The organism is Flavobacterium sp. LMO8 (genome assembly GCF_009495755.1).
In the GTDB taxonomy this organism is placed as follows: Bacteria; Bacteroidota; Bacteroidia; order Flavobacteriales; family Flavobacteriaceae; genus Flavobacterium.
In genome coordinates, this window is record NZ_WIBJ01000033.1 from 106,462 (window position 1) to 124,798 (window position 18,337).

The window sequence follows — 18,337 nt, forward strand, 5'->3', positions numbered from 1 at the left end:
TCTTTTTCTTTGTAGTAAATTTAATAAAAAAAATATGAGTTTTTCTAATCATGCGCTTTTAGAATATTTAGAAGGGTTTATTACCGAAAACAGAAAAGAAGGCTTTTTAAGAGTTTTAAAAAACAGAACGAAACATTTTACCATTGCAATGGAAGATGTTTTTCAATTGCATAACACAAGTGCTGTGATGCGTAGTTGCGAGGTTTTTGGAATTCAGGAATTGAATGTTATTGAGCAAAAATTTGGAAAAAGAATCGATACCGAAATTGCTATGGGAGCTCAAAAATGGGTAGATGTGAATCGTTTCAATACCGTTCAAAGTTGCATTGATGAAATGCGAGCTAAAGGCTATCAAATTATTGCTACAACACCTCATAATGATTCTTGTATGTTACATGAGTTTGATATTTCGAAACCTTCTGCTTTATTTTTTGGAACGGAGCGAGATGGTTTATCAGAAGAAGTAATACAACAAGCCGATGGTTTTTTGAAAATACCAATGGTAGGTTACACCGAAAGTTTGAATATTTCCGTTTCTGCAGCAATTATTATTCAAGATGTTACGAATCGTTTACGTCAATCGGAAATTAATTGGCAATTAACAGAAGAAGAAATTTTAGACAAACGTTTAGATTGGACGCGTAAATCTATAAAAGATATTGATTTTATTGAGAAAAAATACAATGAAATTGAACAGAGTAAAGAAAACTAACTACTTATTTTTTTTTAATATTTTATAATCTTCGTAGCATGCGCTAATGGCATCCATGATTTGTAGGTCATTTGCTGTTTGAATGAAATATTCGGAATAATTACAGTTTTGAAGTATTTGCGGAATGTCATCTTTGTTAATTTCCAATAAAGCAGCGAGCGTTTCTCTGTCAAATTTAGTAGCTAAAAGATTTCTAACGGTATCATCCTTTTTCATCTCTTTTAGTTTTTTCATTTCCTTAGGTCTTTTACCAAAAACATTGTATAGTAAATCGGCAGGATTAGAAATAGCACCTAAAACTTTTGCAATTGCACCTGGTTTACTATTACCACCTTCATAACCAGCATTAAGCCCAGATATACTATATCGATAGGAATCATCTGAAACTGGAATTAAACGAGTATCTACTTCTATGTATCCTGTTAAGTTGTATTTCGCAACTACAACTTCGTCTAATACATAGGCTTTTTCGGTTAAGTAAATTTTAGTTGGATTTTGTTTTATCCAATCGTTAGTCACTTTTACTTTTATTGTTTCGTATCCTAAATAAGTAAACAATAAGGTGTCGTTTACTTTAGCATTAATTTCAAATGTTCCACTTGGAGTGGTTACTGTTCCTTTTACTCTAGAAGCATTTATAACGTGTACATTTCCCATAGGTAGTTTAGTTTCGTTATGAATAACAGTTCCTTTAATGTTGGTCACAAGCGAATCGTTTTGCGAAAAACAAAAATTAGAAATTAGGGCAAAAAGAAAAACTACAAAATATCTCATTCTTTATTTATTGATTCAAAAATACGAATCTAAAGATGATATTTTGTAGTTTTCTATAAATTTATAAGAAAATTAACGAAAATCGTTAGCTTCTTCTTGGTCTTCTTGGTCTTGATGAATCTCCAGTGCTTTCAGCACGTCTTGGAGCTCTATCAGAAAACCCGCCTTCTCTTCTTGGAGCTGAACTGCTTCTTTCATTACTTCTTTCACCTCTGAAACCACCATCTCTTCCGCCTTCTCTTCTAGGAGCAGAACCTCTATCGCTTCTGAAACCTCCGTCTCTTCCGCCTTCTCTTCTTGGAGCTGAACCGCTTCTTTCTCCTCTAAATCCGCCTTCACGTCTTCCGCCACCAGAATTTCTTCCGTTGTGATCGCGTCTTCCACCACCGTCGTTTTTAGAAATTTCAACATTGATTCTTCTTCCGTTCATGTCATATCCGTTAAGAACAGACATTACTTTGTCAGTATGCTCACCATCTGTATTAAAGAAAGAGAAACCTTCTTTCACGTCTACTTTAAATACGTCATCTCTGCCTAAATCTAAAGTTTCTTTGATAAAATCTTTTAATTGCATCCAATCGAAATCGTCTCTTGCACCAATATTGATGAAATAACGAACTGGATCGCCCGCTCTAATTTCTCTTGGTTCAGAACTTCTTTCTCTATCATTTCCTCTTTCACCTGATAAATCACGTTTCGATTTGTAATAGTTGATGAATCTATTAAATTCAACAGAAACCATTTTCTTAATTAATTCTTCTTTAGATAAACCATCTAAAACTTCATTAATAGCAGGTAAATAGGTGTCGATATCGTGATCAACTTCTGTATCTTTAATTTTATTTGCTAAATGTAATAACTGGATTTCGCAGATTTCAATTCCAGATGGGATTGTTTTTTCTTCGAATTTTTGTTGAATAATACGCTCAATTGAGTGTATTTTTCTGATTTCACTTTTCGTAATAATTACGATAGAAGTTCCTAATTTTCCAGCTCTACCAGTTCTTCCTGAACGGTGATTATAGGTTTCAATTTCGTCTGGTAATTGGTAATTTACTACGTGAGTAATGTTGTCAACGTCAATTCCACGAGCCGCAACGTCTGTTGCAACCAACATTTGAATTTGACGACCTCTAAACGATTTCATTACGCCATCACGTTGTGCTTGCGATAAATCTCCATGTAATGCCGCTGCGTTATAACCATCTTCGATAAGTTTTTCAGCAACCGCTTGTGTGTCTCTTTTAGTTCTACAAAATACAACCGAGAAAATATCTGGGTTAGCATCTGCTAAACGTTTTAAAGCTTCGTAACGGTCACGAGCATTCACACAGTAATATTCGTGTGATACGGTAGCCGAACCTGAGTTTTTACTTCCCACAGTAATTTCCTGCGGAGACGACATGAATTGTTTTGCAATACGTGCTACTTCGGCAGGCATTGTTGCAGAGAATAACCAAGTGTTTTTCTCGTCTGGTGTGTCCGATAAAATGGAACAAATGTCTTCGTAGAATCCCATGTTTAACATCTCATCTGCCTCATCTAAGATACAAAAATCGATGTTTTTGATGTTTACAAGACCTCTGTTAATCATGTCTTGCATTCTACCTGGTGTAGCCACAATAATTTGTGCACCACGTTTAACTTCTCTAGCTTGTTCTGTAATGCTTGCACCACCATAAACAGCCACTGTATGTAACCCCTTTATGTACTTTGAGTATAATTTAATCTCGTTGGTGATTTGTAAGCATAACTCACGTGTTGGCGATAAAATTAATGCTTGTGTATTTCTATTCTCAGCATCAATTTTTTGAATTAGCGGGAAACCAAAAGCTGCGGTTTTCCCTGTACCTGTTTGCGCTAGGGCAACTAAATCTGTGTTTTGTTCCAATAGTACTGGAATCGCTTTTTCTTGTACTTCTGACGGATTCTCAAATCCTAGATCTTTAATCGCCAGCAGTAGCGACTCATTCAATCCTAATTGTTCAAATTTATTCATAAAATATTTTAAATTGGGTGCAAAGGTATGCTTTATAAATCAGATAAACTAATTTGTTAGTTGTTGATTTTCAATTTGTTAAATATTTTTAGGAATTAAAAATTTAATAAAGTAATATTTTTAGAAAGTAGTTAATCAATTTTTTGAAGGAAATCGATTAATTTTTGAACTGCAATTCCTCTGTGACTGATGGTTGATTTTTCTTCCATGCTTAATTCAGCAAAAGTTTTTTCAAATCCGTCAGCTACGAATATTGGGTCATAACCAAAACCGTTTGTTCCAATTTTTTCTTCGATTATTTTTCCGTTGACTATTCCACTAAATAAGTTTTGTTTTCCGTTTAGATTTAAAGCAATTACAGTTTTAAAGTTGGCTTTTCGATTCGATTTATCTTTTAATTCGGATAAAAGTTTATCCATATTATCGTTGGCATCTTTTTGTTCGCCTGCATAACGAGCGGAATACACTCCAGGAGCGCCATTTAAAGCATGAACTTCTAAGCCGGTATCATCTGCAAAACAATCGTAACCATATTTCTCGGTAACGTAATTAGCTTTTAAAATAGCGTTTCCTTCAATGGTATCAGCTGTTTCTGGAATATCTTCCGTGCATCCTATATCTTCTAAACTCACAATTTGAATAGTATTGGGAACTAAAGCCTGAATTTCCAGAATTTTATTTTTGTTATTGGATGCAAATACGAGTTTCATCTGAAATAATTTAAAAAGGTAAAAGTACGAAACGGCTGTAAAGTATAAAAGCCGATCTGGAGCGATCGACTTTTACGGTGAACGTGTAACCACATTTCTGTGTCGTTCGGTGCAAATGTATAACCAATAATTCGATTATGAACTATTATTCCTTTAATTTTTTTCTAATCAAAATAAATTATAATAAAAGTATTTTTCTTTTTACTTTTGCACCGTTTTAAACACCTATATATTATGGTAAAAGATTTATTCGAAAGAATTCAGAACAATAAAGGTCCGTTAGGAAAATGGGCTTCACAAGCAGAAGGATATTTTGTATTCCCTAAATTAGAAGGCGAATTAGGTCCGAGAATGAAATTTCAAGGAAAAGATATCTTAAACTGGAGTTTAAATGATTATTTAGGATTAGCTAATCATCCAGAAGTACGTAAAGCAGATACTGAAGCAGCAATGCAATTTGGAGCAGCGTACCCAATGGGTGCTCGTATGATGAGTGGTCACACTAATTATCACGAACAATTAGAACAAGAATTAGCTGCTTTCGTAATGAAAGAATCGGCTTATTTGTTAAACTTTGGTTACCAAGGAATGGTATCTATTATTGATGCTTTGGTTACTAAAAACGATATTATTGTATACGATGTAGATTCGCATGCTTGTATTATTGATGGTGTACGTTTACACATGGGAAAACGTTTTACCTATAAACACAATGATTTAGAAAGTATGGAGAAAAACCTGCAACGTGCTACTAAAATGGCAACTGAAACAGGTGGTGGAATCTTATTTATTACCGAAGGTGTTTTCGGAATGCGTGGTCAACAAGGAAAGTTGAAAGAAGTTGTAGAAATGAAGAAAAAATACAATTTCCGTTTATTAGTTGACGATGCACATGGTTTTGGAACACTTGGTAAAACAGGAGCAGGAGCAGGAGAAGAGCAAGGTTGTCAAGACGGAATTGACGTTTATTTTTCAACTTTTGCGAAATCAATGGCAAACATTGGTGCTTTCGTTGCTGCAGATAAAGATGTTATCGATTATTTAAAATACAACTTGCGTTCGCAAATGTTTGCTAAAGCGTTACCAATGATTCAAACTATTGGGTCATTAAAACGTTTAGAATTGTTACGTAATTCATTTGAAATTAAAGATAAATTATGGGAAAACGTAAATGCATTACAAAATGGATTGAAAGAAAAAGGATTTAATATTGGTGATACTAATACTTGTATAACACCTGTTTATCTTGAAGGTTCTATTCCTGAAGCGATGATTATGGTGAACGATTTACGTGAAAATTATGGAATTTTCCTTTCTATCGTGGTTTATCCAGTAATTCCAAAAGGTATTATTTTGTTGAGAATGATTCCAACAGCTTCGCATACAATTGATGACATTAATGAAACATTAACAGCTTTTGAAGCTATTCGTGAAAAATTAGTTAATGGTACTTATAAAAAAATCGCAGAAGCAACTACTATTGATGTTTCTTAATAATGAGTTAATTTTTTGTGAATTAAATTTTAACAATATTTTTTTTTATTTATAACCCCTTAATTTTATGGGTTTTATCGTTGAAAATTAAGTTTTATCGGTTTTTTTTTGTAAGTTATATATTATTAACCTAATTTTGTAAAAATTATTTAAATTTAATTATGAAAAAAATTACAATTTTGGCATTATTAGCAGTAGCTGTTGGTAATGTTGCTTTCGCTCAAAAAGACCACTATACAATTTCTGGAGGTTTACTAGGTGGTGGGAATTTAAGTCAATTTCAATCATCAACGGACAACTTAACTTTTTCGCATGATTTCAAACACAGATTTGGATGGGATGCAGGAGCTTGGGTTAATTTTCCTATTGGAAGAGTATTTTCTATTGAGCCTCAGGTAGTGTACTCTAATAGAGGTTTCCATTCTTACGTAACTGATGGATCACAACCTGAACAAACTCATTCTTACATTTCTGTTCCATTATTGTTAAAAGCTAACATAGGTTCATATTTTGCTCTTTTTGGTGGTGCAGAATTTAATACATTAGTAAAAATTAAAGACGATAATAATAATTTTGATAATATTGGTGAAGACATGAAAAAGCACTCTACTGCTGTTACAGCTGGTTTTGAGCTTGCTCCACATTCTAGAGTCGAAATTTATGCAAGAGTATCTTATGGTTTAGTTGATATGTATATTGCAGATAATTCAAATCCTTTTAATAATGAAACTTTAAGAAATGAGTCTTTTCATTTTGGAGTTAAGTTTAAATTATTTGGACATAAAAAAGCAGAACCAATGCATGAATCTCATGTAGCTTCTACTACAGCTCCAGCTGTTGTTGCTGCTCCAGTTGTTGTAGAACCTGTTAAACCAATTGCTATCGATACAGATGGAGATGGAATTTTGGATAAAGACGATTACTGTCCTACTATCGCTGGTTTCTCTTCTAATTTTGGTTGTCCAGAAATTATTTTACATTACACTAATGATTCTGATGTATTAAATGATATGGATAAAGCTGATTTAGATAGAGTACATGCTTTCTTAGTAAATCATCCAGATGTATCAATTGTTGTTGAAGGGCATGCAAGTAATCCAGGTACTCCTGAGCACAATATGACATTATCTAAAGAGCGTGCTGATAAATCAGTTGCTTACTTAGTTTCTAGAGGTATTAGTGCTTCAAGAATGACTGTTAAAGCTTATGGAGAAACTGTACAAGTTGCAGATAACGCAACTCCTTCAGGAAGAGCTAAAAATAGAAGAGTAGTTATTAAAATTGCAAAATAATTTTTGCAAATTAATAAAGTATTTTTACAATAATAAAAAGCTTGTAATTTGGTTTATTCCAGTTACAAGCTTTTTTATTTAATGGGTATTATTCCCCTCATAGAGTTTAAAAAAATATAAAAAAGTAAATATTTAGGATTTTATATTTTCAAAAAAATATCTATTTATGTAATTTTATTAAGTGAAGATTTTTTATTAAAAAATAACTTATTTTATAAAATTTCGTTTTAGTAAACCATACATTATTGTATCGGTAAATTCGTTATTATAGTAAAAATCTTCTTTAAAATGCGCTTCTTTAACAAAGCCAATTTTTTGCAAAACACGTTCTGAAGCAATATGTCGTGAATCGATAACTGCAACAATAGAATGAAAATTTAATGTATTGAAAGCAAAATCTAATAACGTTTTCACGGCTTCGGTAACATAGCCTTTTCCCCAATGTTCAGGCGTAATCATATAGCCTAATTCAGTTCTGAAATGTTCGGGTTGGGTTCTGTAAAATCCCATAATTCCTATGCATTTATCACTTCCTTTTTCGGTTACTGCCCAATTGATATCAAGATTTTCATCAATTTTATCATTAATCATTTTTATGTGTGCCAAAGCGCCTTCGATATCAGTTACTAAAGGTCTTGGAATAAATTTCATAGTTTCATGATTTCCACGTAGCTCTAAAACTTCTGGAGCATCGGCATCAGTTAATTTTCTAAAACGTAAACGTTCTGATTCTAGTATTGGAAAAGGAGAGAAGTTAAGTTGTAACATTACTTTTATAATTTGAATCTTGTTATTGAGTTTGAAATTGTTCTTGAATTGCTTTATCGTGTTTTTTACTGAAGAAAATAAGCATACAAATAGCTCCAATTGTAGCATACAACATATCAGATTGTGTATCCCAAACATAACCTTGTGTTCCTAAAAAAGCATCGCCACCATCACCAGTACAAAGGGAAACGCCCCATTCTAGCCATTCATAAGCCGCGCTAATAGCTAAACACACTGCAACAATAATGAAGTTGAAGAAAGTCTTATTTGAAATAACATTTTTACGAATAAATAATTCTCTCACAATCATGGATGGAACAAAACCTTGTGCAAAATGACCAACTTTATCATAATTATTTCGGCTTTGATTAAAAGTTTCTTTTATCCATTCAAATGGTGGTACTTCGGCATAGGTGTAATGTCCGCCAAGGAATAAGATATAACAATGAATGAGAATGAAGAAATATGTAAAATTCGTAAATCGAAAATTTTTAAAGGTAAAAGCCAAAATCAGGAATCCGATAATTGCGGGTAAAACTTCTAAAAACCAAGTAAAATATTCTTTTGGATAAATACCAGAAATTAATAATCCAGCAAAGAATAATAGCGAATAAAGTTGTAGTTTTTTCATTTAGTTGATTGGTTTTTTCTTTAAAATTAAAGCACTAACTAAAGAAAATACAATTCCTAATGGCAAGATTTCCATATAAGTAAATAGAATAACCATAACAGGATTCTTATACATTTCTTTATAAGTATTCATTTCTTCAGTTACTTTTACCACTTCATTTGGACTTGCTTTTTCAATTGCCATGTTAGCATAATGTTCCATGAAATTTGGAAAAAAGGTATATAAGATTACTAGCCAAACTAATACATAAATTGTTGAAATAATAAGTGTAATCCAGAAACCTGTTAGGAAAGCTTTTCCAAGAGAAATATAACCGTTATTTGCATCTCGTTGTTGTTTGATTCCTTTAACCACAAAGATGAAAGCAAGTAGCATTCCTGCAAATCCAAAAATCATACTGACTTCTTTTTCTGGATATGATTTCATGTAAATGGTAACAGATACTAGCAATGCAGAAACAATAATGCTTCCAAACAATCCATTTTTTAAAATAATGTTATTCATGATATTTGGTTTTAGGTAAGTAAATCAAATTTAATAAAATTATTCGTTGAAATCTAAATCTTTATCATGAGTTTCTTCAATGGTAAGAGTAGAGTAAATACCTAGTGCAAAAGCAAAGAACCCTACAATCGCTGCGGCAGCTATAACACCATTATTTACTTTTAATCCGTCAAAAGCCAGTAACATCACAGGAACTAATCCGCGAACCATATTGGGAATGGTGGTTGTGGCTGTCTTCTAATATTGGTGCCAAATTGCTCAGCTCCAACCGTTACAAACATAGCCCAATAACCCGTTCCTAAACCTAACCAAGCACAATAAAAGTAATACATATTTTCCGATTTGGTTCCGCTAAAAAGCATTAAGCATGCTCCAACGATGGTAAACAACATCATATAAAAAATCGCTTTTTTTCGAGAATGTAACCAATGCGAGATGAAACCACTTGCAAAATCTCCCACAGAAATTCCAACATAAGCCCACATTATCGCTTTTCCAGGTTGAATACTATCAATTCCCATTACAGGTGCAAATTGATTCGCCATAACCGCTAAAATTCCAATGCAAAACCAAGTGGGTAATCCAATAGCAATACATTTCATGTATTTTGCAAAACGATTCCAATTGGTGAAAAACGAAAAGAAATTTCCTTTTTTAATGTTACTATCGTGTTTGATGTCGTTGTAAATTCCAGATTCTGCTACGCTTATTCGTAAAACTAAAAGCATTAGACCTAAAGCACCACCAATGTAATAAGCAATAGTCCAATCGCCTGCTAACTCAACAGTTAATTGCGCTACAACAGCTCCAAGTAAACCAAAACCAGCTACTATAGAAGTTCCAATAGCACGAAGTTGTTTGGGTAACGATTCCGAAACTAAAGTAATTCCGGCTCCAAGTTCACCAGCTAAACCAATTCCGGCAATGAATCGCAACCAAGCATATAACATCGTTTTGTCTTCAACTGGAAAATGAGGTAAATAACCACAAGCAATATTAGCCAAAGAATACACTAAAATCGAGCCAAAAAAAAACCGAAAGTCTTCCTTTTTTATCTCCTAAAACGCCCCAAAGAATTCCTCCTAAAAGTAATCCGACCATCTGGTAATTGAGAATCATCGTTCCAGCAGTGTCAACATCTAAGTTCATGTCTTTTAAGCTAGGGACACGAACAATCCCGAAAAGAAGTAAGTCATAAATATCAACAAAATAGCCTAATGCAGCTACAATCACTGGAAATGATAATAAATGTTTTAGTTTTTCTTGGGTTGTAAATTCTTTCATTGGGTTTCATTTGTTTCAAAAATAGAAAAATAAATGGTTCGTAAGATAAAAAAGAAACACCGACTCCATACAGAATCGGTGTTTCCCAAACTAAAACAAACGAATCCATTATAAACCCATGAATTAAGGGGATATTTTATGCGTATTGGAATTTATTTTACCAATTCACTTTCGTTTCTAAATACTAACTGACCATCAAAACTGTCTAAAAAAATAATACTGTCAACAGTTACTTTACCAGCTAATATTTCTTTTGAGAGTTGGTTTAAAACTTCGCGTTGAATTACTCGTTTTACAGGTCGAGCACCATATTGTGGATCAAAACCTTTTTGTGCTAAGTATTCAATGGCCTCTGGAGTGGCGTCCATTGTAATTTGTTGATGTTCCAACATTTTAATTACGCTTTTTAATTGTAAGCCAACAATTTCTTTAATGTTTGCATTAGTTAGTGGCGTAAACATTACAATTTCGTCAATTCTATTGATAAACTCAGGGCGAACAATTTGTTTTAATAAACCTAAGACTTCTACTTTGGCAGCTTCCGTTGCGGCATCAACAGAACCTTTCAAATTCTCAAACTTTTCCTGAATAATTCCACTTCCCATATTTGAAGTCATGATGATAATCGTATTTTTGAAATCGGCCACTCGACCTTTGTTATCGGTCAATCGTCCTTCATCTAAAACTTGTAACAAGATATTGAATGTATCAGGATGCGCTTTTTCAATTTCGTCTAACAATACTACTGAATACGGTTTTCTTCGAACCGCTTCTGTCAATTGTCCACCTTCATCATAACCTACATAACCTGGAGGCGCACCAACTAATCGACTAACAGAATGACGTTCTTGATATTCACTCATATCAATTCTGGTCATTGCATTTTCATCGTCGAATAAATATTCGGCTAAGGCTTTAGCTAATTCAGTTTTACCAACACCTGTTGTTCCTAAGAATAAGAACGAGCCAATTGGCTTTTTCATGTCTTGTAAACCAGCACGACTTCTACGAACAGCATCACTCACCGCTACAATAGCTTCTTCTTGACCCACAACTCTTCTGTGTAATTCTTCTTCTAAGCGAAGTAATTTTTCTCGTTCGCCTTGAAGCATTTTCATTACGGGAATTCCTGTCCATTTAGCAACTACTTCAGCAATATCTTCTCGGGTTACTTCTTCTTTAATTAAGGAAGTTCCTGCTTGGTTTTCGGCTAATTGAATTTGTAAAGCATCCAAACGTTCTTGTGCGTCTTTAATTTTTCCATAACGAATTTCCGCTACTTTTCCGTAATCGCCATTGCGTTCGGCTTGTTCTGCCTCCATTTTGAAATCTTCAATTTCTTGTTTGACGTTTTGAATATTATCCACCACATCTTTCTCGGATTTCCATTTGGTGAAGATTTCGTTGCGTTCTTCTTTTAAGTTAGCCAAATCCAAACCAAGAACTTTCAACTTAGTTTCGTCATTTTGCCTCACTTGACTATATTTTTCAGAGGTGTTCGGCGAATCTTCGATTTCTCGTTTAATTGCTTCAATTTCAATTTCCAATTGCATAATCTTTCTATCCAAAACATCTAATTCTTCTGGTTTGGAATTGATTTCCATACGCAATTTTGAAGCTGCTTCGTCCATCAAATCAATCGCTTTATCAGGTAAGAAACGATTCGTAATATAACGTTGAGATAATTCAACCGCCGCAATAATTGCATCATCTTTGATACGCACTTTGTGGTGGGTTTCATATTTCTCTTTGATACCACGCAAAATCGAAATAGCGCTTTCAGTATCGGGTTCATCGACCATTACTTTTTGAAAACGTCTTTCAAGCGCTTTGTCTTTTTCAAAATATTTTTGGTATTCGTCTAATGTTGTTGCTCCGATGGCACGTAATTCGCCACGAGCTAAAGCAGGTTTTAAGATGTTTGCAGCGTCCATAGCACCTTCGCCACCGCCAGCACCAACTAAAGTATGTATTTCGTCAATAAAAAGTACGATATCTCCTTCGGCAGAAGTAACTTCTTTTACCACCGCTTTTAATCGTTCTTCAAATTCTCCTTTGTATTTTGCACCTGCAATCAATGCTCCCATATCTAATGAATAAACAATTTTATCTTTTAGATTTTCCGGAACATCTCCGTCAACAATTCGGTGTGCTAAACCTTCGGCAATGGCTGTTTTACCAACACCAGGTTCGCCAACCAACATCGGATTGTTTTTAGTTCGACGTGTTAAAATTTGTAAAACTCTACGAATTTCTTCATCACGACCAATTACGGGGTCAAGTTTGCCGCTTTTAGCCAGTTCGTTGAGGTTTTTGGCATATTTATTTAAAGAATTGTACGTTTCTTCCGCCGAAGCCGAAGTTACTCGTTCTCCTTTACGCATTTCGTCGATAGCGGCTTGCAAACCTTTTTCAGTTACACCTTGATCTTTTAAAATTTGTGCTACTTTACTTTTTGATTTGAAAATGGCTAAAATTAAATGTTCGATAGAAACGAATTCGTCGTTCATTTTTTTGGCAATGATTTCGGCTTCGTTTACTGTGGTTCCAGCCTCACGAGAGAACATAATATCACCACCAGAAACTTTTGGAAAACTTTGAATGGTACTATCCAATACTTTTTTGAAAAGCTCCACATTAACGTTGAGTTTTTTCAAAATAAATTGTGTTACGTTTTCATCCACTTCCAAAATTCCTTTAAAAATGTGTTCGTTTTCAAGCTGTTGTTGCTCAAAAATTTGTGCAATTTGCTGTGCTTGTTGCAAAGCTTCTTGCGATTTAATTGTAAATTTATTTATGTTCATAGTATTAAGTGTTGTTATTGTTTGTTTAACTTTGTAAGCAAAGAACAATTAATATTCCATAATAAAATTAGCGACATAATGTCTTGATTTAAAGGTTTTTTTATTGTTTTTAATGTCAAAATGACGTTTTTGTAGTCAAAAATGTTCAATTTTTATAAATTTAAGTAAAAAAGCATGAAAATATTAGGATTAATTTTATTAAGTCTGGCCAGTTTATCGTTAAGTTGTAAGTCAGGTGTTGAAGAGACTTATTTAGTTGGAACCTACACTTCATCAAGTTCTGAGGGTATTAATATTATTCAATTTGATGCAAGTAATAAAGAAATTAAAATACAACAAGTAATTGATAATATTGACAATCCATCATTTGTAGTTGCTAATAGAAACAAAAAAATTGTTGTAGCTGTTGGTGAAACGGAAGGAAAAAATGGAGGACAAGTTGTTTCTTTTTGGTATGATAAAAAAACAAAATCATTTACAAGAATAAATTCATTACATACTTTAGGAAATCATCCTTGTACGGTTGCATTCAGTCCTGATGAAAAGTATGTTTTGGTAGGAAATTATACAGGTGGAAATATATCTGTATTTAAAATTGACGAAAAAGGGCAATTGTCAGAAAACCCTCAGTTACTTCAATATAGTGGAAAAAGCATTAACGCTGAGCGTCAGGAAAAACCACATGTACATTGTATTGTTTTTCATCCGATTGAAAATAAAATTTTTGTTGCTGATTTGGGATTAGATAATATAAAAATGATTCCATTTAATACAAATTATCATTCTTTTTTAGAGGAGAATAAAGAAATTGATTTCAAAGTAAATCCTGGAGCTGGACCCAGACACTTAGTTTGGAATAAAGAGGGAACTAAGTTGTATGTAACATTTGAGTTAACGAATGAAGTAGCCGTTTTTGATTATAAAAATGATAATTTAACGCTTTTACAAACCATTTCATTGACTAAGCCAACTAAAAGCGGTTCTGCAGCAGAGTTACGATTAAGTGCTGATGAACGCTTTTTATATGCTTCGGTTCGAGGAAAGGATAACAAGTTGGTAGTAATAAAAGTTGATGAAAATAATTCTTTAGAAAAGATACAGGAAATTGAAACTGAAGAAACGCCTAGAAATTTTATTATTACAGCTAATCAGAAAAATATTTTAGTTGGTAATCAAAAATCAAATAGCATTGTTGTTTATGATCGTGATAAAAATACTGGGTTACTTATTAATACAAAAAACAAAGTAAGTATTCCCAAACCTGTTTATTTTTATCCATTTTAAAAAAAGGGGATTTGTAATTTTACAAATCCCCTTTTTTTACCTTCTAAACTTATTATTGGTAATAATTCCTTTGAGTTTTGCTTTTAAATCTTCACCAGTATCATAAACCATTTGTTCATTACTTGGAAAAGGAACCGCTCTACGATTAAAATATTGGTAATAAGATTCTTCACAGGCACGTTTGTCTCCGTTGTAATTAGCGTAGATATAATCAAAAATAAATTCGCTTGTTACCGGGAAAGCATCAATTAATTGATTGGTTCTAAAATCAATGTAATCTACTTTAGCTGTAACTTGGCAAGATTTAAATTGTGTAAATTCATAAATACTAACCGTAATCGTTTTCATGTTATCCACTTTTATTGGATTTCCTAAGCTATCTTTTACCACATTTCCGTTGGCATCTATAAGTGTTTTTAATCCGTCTTTGATTTGTTTTTCTTTTACAAATTGTTTTTCTCTAACTTGTTCTGGAGAAATATTAATTTGTCTGAAGTTAACAATCATTCCAAAGTCATAATTGATATTTTTTTGTTTGTTGTTATGATATACTGTCCATTTATCGTTAATTCCATAAGTGCTAAAATCTAATAAATCGTCTTGCAAACGAGTTGGAATTACCATGTTAGTTTCATTTTTAGTGTAAACATGAACAAAATCAGTTCCTTTAAATTGTGCTTCATCCATCAATGCACGAACATCTTTGTAATTAGGGTTCAATTTATCTAAATAGGCTAAATCATCATAAGCTTGTCTAAAATCCATTTTGTTTTTAGAAGTCAATAGTTTTTTAGCATTTGTATATAAAAAGCCTGAAAGATTATTTTTACTGCTAATTAATTCATCAGAATAATCATCTATTGGGAAAATTGCATTTCTACCTTCTTTAATTAGATATAGTGGAAGAATTGGTTTAATTCGCTCTTGACGATTATCCATTTTAATGAATAAATTATAAATATTTTCGTAGTTAGACGGGTTATTTTCTTTAATTAATAAGTTTAATGATTCTAAATCGCGTTGTTTTGCCTTTGCAAAAGCTTCCTCTAACAAGTAAACGTAATCTTGTTTACCTTTTGAATTTTTATTGGTTCGTAATGCATCTACAGCATTTATAATAGCGCCATCATAATTACCATTACTCAGCATTGATTGCGTTTGTTTTACACCACAAGATACAATAAATAGCGATATAAATAAAAGAGTAATTTTTTTCATAAATTAAATATTTTGTCAAAGATAAATTTTTTTTTGAAGCTATTTCCTGCTGTACGTTTTATCTTTTTGTTTTTAAAGAAAAAACAAAAAGGATGCCACTTCCATCAGGGCTAAAAAATAAAACTCCGAAAGACGATTTCGGAGTTTTGAGTATTTTATAAATTTGAATTAAAATTTCAATTCTACGGCTGGTAACAATTTACTAGAAACTTCTCCAAAACCAATTCTAAGATTGTCTTTTTGACAAAATCCTCTGATAATTACAGTATCATTATCATTGATGAATTTACGTTCGGAACCATCGTTCATTTTCAATGGTTTTTGTCCGCCCCAACTCAATTCTAACATCGAACCGAAAGAATCTTCAGTTGGACCCGAAATCGTTCCACTTCCCATCATATCGCCGGAGTTTACTCTACAGCCATTAATGGTATGATGCGCTAATTGTTGCGCCATTGACCAATACATGTATTTAAAGTTGGAACGAGAAACCACAGTTTCTACTGCATTTTCTGGCTGAATCGCAACTTCTAAGTGAATATCAAATGCTTTTTCTCCTTTTTGTTGTAAGTATGGTAAAGGTTCTGGAGATTGTTCAGGTCCTTTTACTCTAAATGGTTCTAAGGCATCCATTGTTACAATCCATGGTGAAATTGATGATGCAAAGTTTTTTGCTAAGAAGGGTCCAAGTGGCACATATTCCCATTTTTGAATATCGCGTGCACTCCAATCATTGAATAGAACCATTCCAAAGATATGATCCTCAGCTTCTTCTACAGGAATTGGTTCTCCCATTAAATTAGCATCAGTAGTAATAAAAGCAGTTTCTAATTCAAAATCAACTAATCTTGAAGGTCCAAAAACAGGAGTAGTTTCTCCGTTTGGTAACGTTTGACCGTAAGGACGGTGTACTGGAATTCCACTTGGAATAATAGTTGAACTTCTTCCGTGATAGCCTACAGGAATGTGTAACCAGTTTGGTAACAAAGCATTTTCTGGATCACGAAACATTTTTCCTACGTTAGTGGCATGTTCTTTTGAACTATAAAAATCAGTGTAATCTCCAATTTGAACTGGTAAAAGCATTTCAATATCTGCTACATTAAAAATAACAACTTCTCTATGCTCTTTATTGTCTCTTAATTTTGAATTGTTTTCATCGAAAAGTTCTGCTAAGCGGTTTCTTACCAATCGCCAAGTTTTTTTTCCGTCAGAAATAAAATCGTTTAAAGTGTCTTGCATGAACATATCGTCAGTAAGTTCAATACCTTCAAAGTAGCCTAATTGTTGTAAAGCTCCCATATCAATTGCACAGTTACCTATACGAGTTCCTATTGTTATAACATCTTCCTTAGTGATAAAAACTCCAAAAGGGATATTTTGAATTGGGAAATCGCTATTTTCAGGAACGGGAATCCAAGATTTTCTATTTGGGTCGTTTGCTGTATTTGGCATATTTATATTGTTAGTTTGTTGTTGAAAAATTATGAATCAAATATAAAATTATCTAGCAATGTAACAAACCTTTTTTGTAATTTTGACCTAATTTTAACGAATATAATTAACAATGCAACGCGACGAACAAATTTTTGACTTAATTCTTGATGAACAAGATAGACAAATCCACGGAATTGAATTAATTGCTTCTGAAAACTTTGTTAGCGACCAAGTAATGGAAGCGGCAGGTTCATGTTTAACTAACAAATACGCTGAAGGATATCCGGGTAAAAGATATTACGGAGGATGTGAAGTAGTAGATATTGTAGAACAAATTGCAATTGACCGAGCAAAAGCTTTGTTTGGTGCTGAATATGTTAACGTACAACCTCATTCAGGTTCGCAGGCAAATACAGCAGTTTTTGCAGCTTGTTTAAAACCAGGTGATACTATTTTAGGATTTGATTTATCTCATGGAGGTCACTTAACACACGGTTCTCCAGTGAATTTTTCTGGAAAATTATACCGTCCCGTATTTTACGGAGTAGAAGAAGAGACAGGGGTTTTGAATTACGATAAAATTCAAGAAATCGCTTTAAGAGAAAAACCGAAAATGATTATCGCAGGAGCTTCGGCTTATTCACGTGATATGGATTTTAAACGTTTCAGAGAAATCGCAGATAGTGTTGGGGCTTTATTATTAGCTGATATTTCCCATCCAGCAGGATTAATTGCTAAAGGTTTATTAAATGATCCCATTCCACATTGTCATATTGTAACTACAACTACTCACAAGACTTTAAGAGGTCCAAGAGGAGGAATGATTATGATGGGGAAAGATTTCGAAAACCCATGGGGATTAACTACTCCAAAAGGAGAAATCAGAATGATGTCGCATGTTTTAGACATGTCGGTTTTCCCTGGAAATCAAGGTGGACCTTTAATGCATATTATTGCTGCTAAAGCGGTGGCGTTTGGAGAATGTTTAACAGATGAGTTTTTCCGTTATGCTATGCAAGTGAAGAAAAATGCACAAGCAATGGCAGAGGCTTTCAACAAAAGAGGTTATAAATTAATTTCTGGTGGTACTGATAATCACATGATGTTAATTGATTTACGCAACAAAAATATTTCAGGAAAAGATGCTGAAAATGCTCTAGTTAAAGCTGAAATTACTGTGAATAAAAATATGGTGCCATTTGATGATAAATCACCTTTTGTTACTTCTGGTATTCGTGTTGGAACACCTGCAATTACAACTCGTGGTTTAGTTGAAGAAGATATGGAAACCGTTGTTGCTTTAATTGATAAAGTGTTAATGAATTATACTGACGAAGCTGTTTTAGAGCAAGTAGCGGAAGAAGTAAATGATTTAATGAGCGAAAGAGCAATGTTTGTATTTTAGTATATTCTAATGCCCTAAATA

At 33.2% G+C, this 18,337-nt stretch carries 17 protein-coding genes; 5 read left to right on the top strand and 12 right to left on the bottom strand.

What is annotated here, in order from left to right; genetic code table 11:
• The first annotated feature begins 34 nt into the window (after positions 1 to 34).
• Entirely contained in the window at positions 35 to 712 is a 678-nt protein-coding gene (locus GFJ94_RS12010; protein WP_153201768.1) for an RNA methyltransferase, read from the top strand.
• Here the strand turns inward: GFJ94_RS12010 and GFJ94_RS12015 are convergent, their stop codons facing one another.
• The 3 genes from GFJ94_RS12015 to GFJ94_RS12025 form a co-directional block, all read right to left on the bottom strand.
• Positions 713 to 1,486 carry a carboxypeptidase-like regulatory domain-containing protein gene (locus GFJ94_RS12015; protein WP_153201769.1) on the bottom strand — a complete coding sequence of 258 codons (774 nt, stop codon included), beginning with the start codon at positions 1,484 to 1,486 and terminating at the stop codon, positions 713 to 715.
• A gap of 85 nt (positions 1,487 to 1,571) precedes the next feature.
• Entirely contained in the window at positions 1,572 to 3,485 is a 1,914-nt protein-coding gene (locus GFJ94_RS12020; protein ID WP_153201770.1) for a DEAD/DEAH box helicase, read from the bottom strand.
• A 131-nt stretch (positions 3,486 to 3,616) separates the two neighbouring features.
• Entirely contained in the window at positions 3,617 to 4,195 is a 579-nt protein-coding gene (locus GFJ94_RS12025; RefSeq protein ID WP_153201771.1) for a non-canonical purine NTP diphosphatase, read from the bottom strand.
• Between the two features lie 234 nt (positions 4,196 to 4,429).
• Between GFJ94_RS12025 and GFJ94_RS12030 the strand changes: the two genes are divergently transcribed.
• Complete coding sequence (locus GFJ94_RS12030; protein ID WP_153201772.1) at positions 4,430 to 5,689, top strand: aminotransferase class I/II-fold pyridoxal phosphate-dependent enzyme; 1,260 nt, start codon at positions 4,430 to 4,432, stop codon at positions 5,687 to 5,689.
• Between the two features lie 161 nt (positions 5,690 to 5,850).
• Complete coding sequence (locus GFJ94_RS12035) at positions 5,851 to 6,981, top strand: OmpA family protein (protein ID WP_153201773.1); 1,131 nt, start codon at positions 5,851 to 5,853, stop codon at positions 6,979 to 6,981.
• A 207-nt stretch (positions 6,982 to 7,188) separates the two neighbouring features.
• On the opposite strand, the gene GFJ94_RS12040 is transcribed toward GFJ94_RS12035, so the two are convergent.
• From GFJ94_RS12040 to clpB, 7 genes are all read right to left on the bottom strand, one after another.
• On the bottom strand, positions 7,189 to 7,749 hold the full coding sequence (locus GFJ94_RS12040; RefSeq protein WP_153201774.1) for a GNAT family N-acetyltransferase: 561 nt from the start codon (positions 7,747 to 7,749) through the stop codon (positions 7,189 to 7,191).
• A gap of 22 nt (positions 7,750 to 7,771) precedes the next feature.
• Positions 7,772 to 8,380: a DUF2238 domain-containing protein gene (locus tag GFJ94_RS12045; protein WP_153201775.1), complete on the bottom strand. Its 609-nt coding sequence runs from the start codon at positions 8,378 to 8,380 to the stop codon at positions 7,772 to 7,774.
• Entirely contained in the window at positions 8,381 to 8,884 is a 504-nt protein-coding gene (locus GFJ94_RS12050) for a DUF4199 domain-containing protein (RefSeq protein ID WP_153201776.1), read from the bottom strand.
• Positions 8,885 to 8,923: 39 nt separating this feature from the next.
• A complete protein-coding gene (locus tag GFJ94_RS12695) occupies positions 8,924 to 9,094 on the bottom strand; it encodes a hypothetical protein (protein WP_238989464.1) in 171 nt (56 codons plus the stop codon).
• Positions 9,079 to 9,888 (bottom strand): MFS transporter, encoded by an 810-nt coding sequence (locus tag GFJ94_RS12055; protein ID WP_238989465.1) that lies wholly within the window; start codon positions 9,886 to 9,888, stop codon positions 9,079 to 9,081. The genes GFJ94_RS12695 and GFJ94_RS12055 overlap by 16 nt, the downstream gene beginning before the upstream one ends.
• On the bottom strand, positions 9,881 to 10,168 hold the full coding sequence (locus GFJ94_RS12700) for a hypothetical protein (protein WP_238989466.1): 288 nt from the start codon (positions 10,166 to 10,168) through the stop codon (positions 9,881 to 9,883). Before GFJ94_RS12700 ends, GFJ94_RS12055 begins: the two co-directional genes overlap by 8 nt.
• Positions 10,169 to 10,320: 152 nt before the next feature.
• Positions 10,321 to 12,972, bottom strand: coding sequence for an ATP-dependent chaperone ClpB (clpB, locus tag GFJ94_RS12060; protein ID WP_153201777.1), 2,652 nt, complete (start codon positions 12,970 to 12,972; stop codon positions 10,321 to 10,323).
• Positions 12,973 to 13,146: 174 nt separating this feature from the next.
• Here clpB and GFJ94_RS12065 point away from each other — a divergent pair, with 174 nt between their 5' ends.
• The gene (locus tag GFJ94_RS12065) at positions 13,147 to 14,256 is read left to right on the top strand and encodes a lactonase family protein (RefSeq protein ID WP_153201778.1); all 1,110 of its coding nucleotides are present in this window, start codon (positions 13,147 to 13,149) and stop codon (positions 14,254 to 14,256) included.
• Between the two features lie 36 nt (positions 14,257 to 14,292).
• Here GFJ94_RS12065 and GFJ94_RS12070 read toward each other — a convergent pair whose 3' ends face one another.
• Together GFJ94_RS12070 and fahA are read right to left on the bottom strand one after the other, a co-directional pair.
• The gene (locus GFJ94_RS12070; protein WP_153201779.1) at positions 14,293 to 15,474 is read right to left on the bottom strand and encodes a hypothetical protein; all 1,182 of its coding nucleotides are present in this window, start codon (positions 15,472 to 15,474) and stop codon (positions 14,293 to 14,295) included.
• 168 nt (positions 15,475 to 15,642) lie between these two features.
• Positions 15,643 to 16,929 carry a fumarylacetoacetase gene (fahA, locus tag GFJ94_RS12075; protein WP_153201780.1) on the bottom strand — a complete coding sequence of 429 codons (1,287 nt, stop codon included), beginning with the start codon at positions 16,927 to 16,929 and terminating at the stop codon, positions 15,643 to 15,645.
• A 112-nt stretch (positions 16,930 to 17,041) separates the two neighbouring features.
• On the opposite strand from fahA, the gene glyA reads away from it, so the two are divergent.
• Positions 17,042 to 18,316, top strand: coding sequence for a serine hydroxymethyltransferase (gene glyA, locus GFJ94_RS12080; protein WP_153201781.1), 1,275 nt, complete (start codon positions 17,042 to 17,044; stop codon positions 18,314 to 18,316).
• The last annotated feature ends 21 nt before the right edge of the window (positions 18,317 to 18,337 follow it).

What these genes read in the sequence shown, in the direction of transcription:
- GFJ94_RS12025 (WP_153201771.1), bottom strand. Translation starts at nt 4,195, where the DNA reads ATGAAACTCGTATTTGCATCCAATAACAAAAATAAAATTCTGGAAATT.
- clpB (WP_153201777.1), bottom strand. Translation starts at nt 12,972, where the DNA reads ATGAACATAAATAAATTTACAATTAAATCGCAAGAAGCTTTGCAACAA.
- glyA (WP_153201781.1), top strand. Translation starts at nt 17,042, where the DNA reads ATGCAACGCGACGAACAAATTTTTGACTTAATTCTTGATGAACAAGAT.
- GFJ94_RS12020 (WP_153201770.1), bottom strand. Translation starts at nt 3,485, where the DNA reads ATGAATAAATTTGAACAATTAGGATTGAATGAGTCGCTACTGCTGGCG.
- GFJ94_RS12030 (WP_153201772.1), top strand. Translation starts at nt 4,430, where the DNA reads ATGGTAAAAGATTTATTCGAAAGAATTCAGAACAATAAAGGTCCGTTA.
- GFJ94_RS12045 (WP_153201775.1), bottom strand. Translation starts at nt 8,380, where the DNA reads ATGAAAAAACTACAACTTTATTCGCTATTATTCTTTGCTGGATTATTA.
- GFJ94_RS12065 (WP_153201778.1), top strand. Translation starts at nt 13,147, where the DNA reads ATGAAAATATTAGGATTAATTTTATTAAGTCTGGCCAGTTTATCGTTA.
- fahA (WP_153201780.1), bottom strand. Translation starts at nt 16,929, where the DNA reads ATGCCAAATACAGCAAACGACCCAAATAGAAAATCTTGGATTCCCGTT.
- GFJ94_RS12070 (WP_153201779.1), bottom strand. Translation starts at nt 15,474, where the DNA reads ATGAAAAAAATTACTCTTTTATTTATATCGCTATTTATTGTATCTTGT.
- GFJ94_RS12040 (WP_153201774.1), bottom strand. Translation starts at nt 7,749, where the DNA reads ATGTTACAACTTAACTTCTCTCCTTTTCCAATACTAGAATCAGAACGT.
- GFJ94_RS12050 (WP_153201776.1), bottom strand. Translation starts at nt 8,884, where the DNA reads ATGAATAACATTATTTTAAAAAATGGATTGTTTGGAAGCATTATTGTT.
- GFJ94_RS12015 (WP_153201769.1), bottom strand. Translation starts at nt 1,486, where the DNA reads ATGAGATATTTTGTAGTTTTTCTTTTTGCCCTAATTTCTAATTTTTGT.
- GFJ94_RS12035 (WP_153201773.1), top strand. Translation starts at nt 5,851, where the DNA reads ATGAAAAAAATTACAATTTTGGCATTATTAGCAGTAGCTGTTGGTAAT.
- GFJ94_RS12010 (WP_153201768.1), top strand. Translation starts at nt 35, where the DNA reads ATGAGTTTTTCTAATCATGCGCTTTTAGAATATTTAGAAGGGTTTATT.
- GFJ94_RS12695 (WP_238989464.1), bottom strand. Translation starts at nt 9,094, where the DNA reads ATGGTTCGCGGATTAGTTCCTGTGATGTTACTGGCTTTTGACGGATTA.
- GFJ94_RS12700 (WP_238989466.1), bottom strand. Translation starts at nt 10,168, where the DNA reads ATGAAAGAATTTACAACCCAAGAAAAACTAAAACATTTATTATCATTT.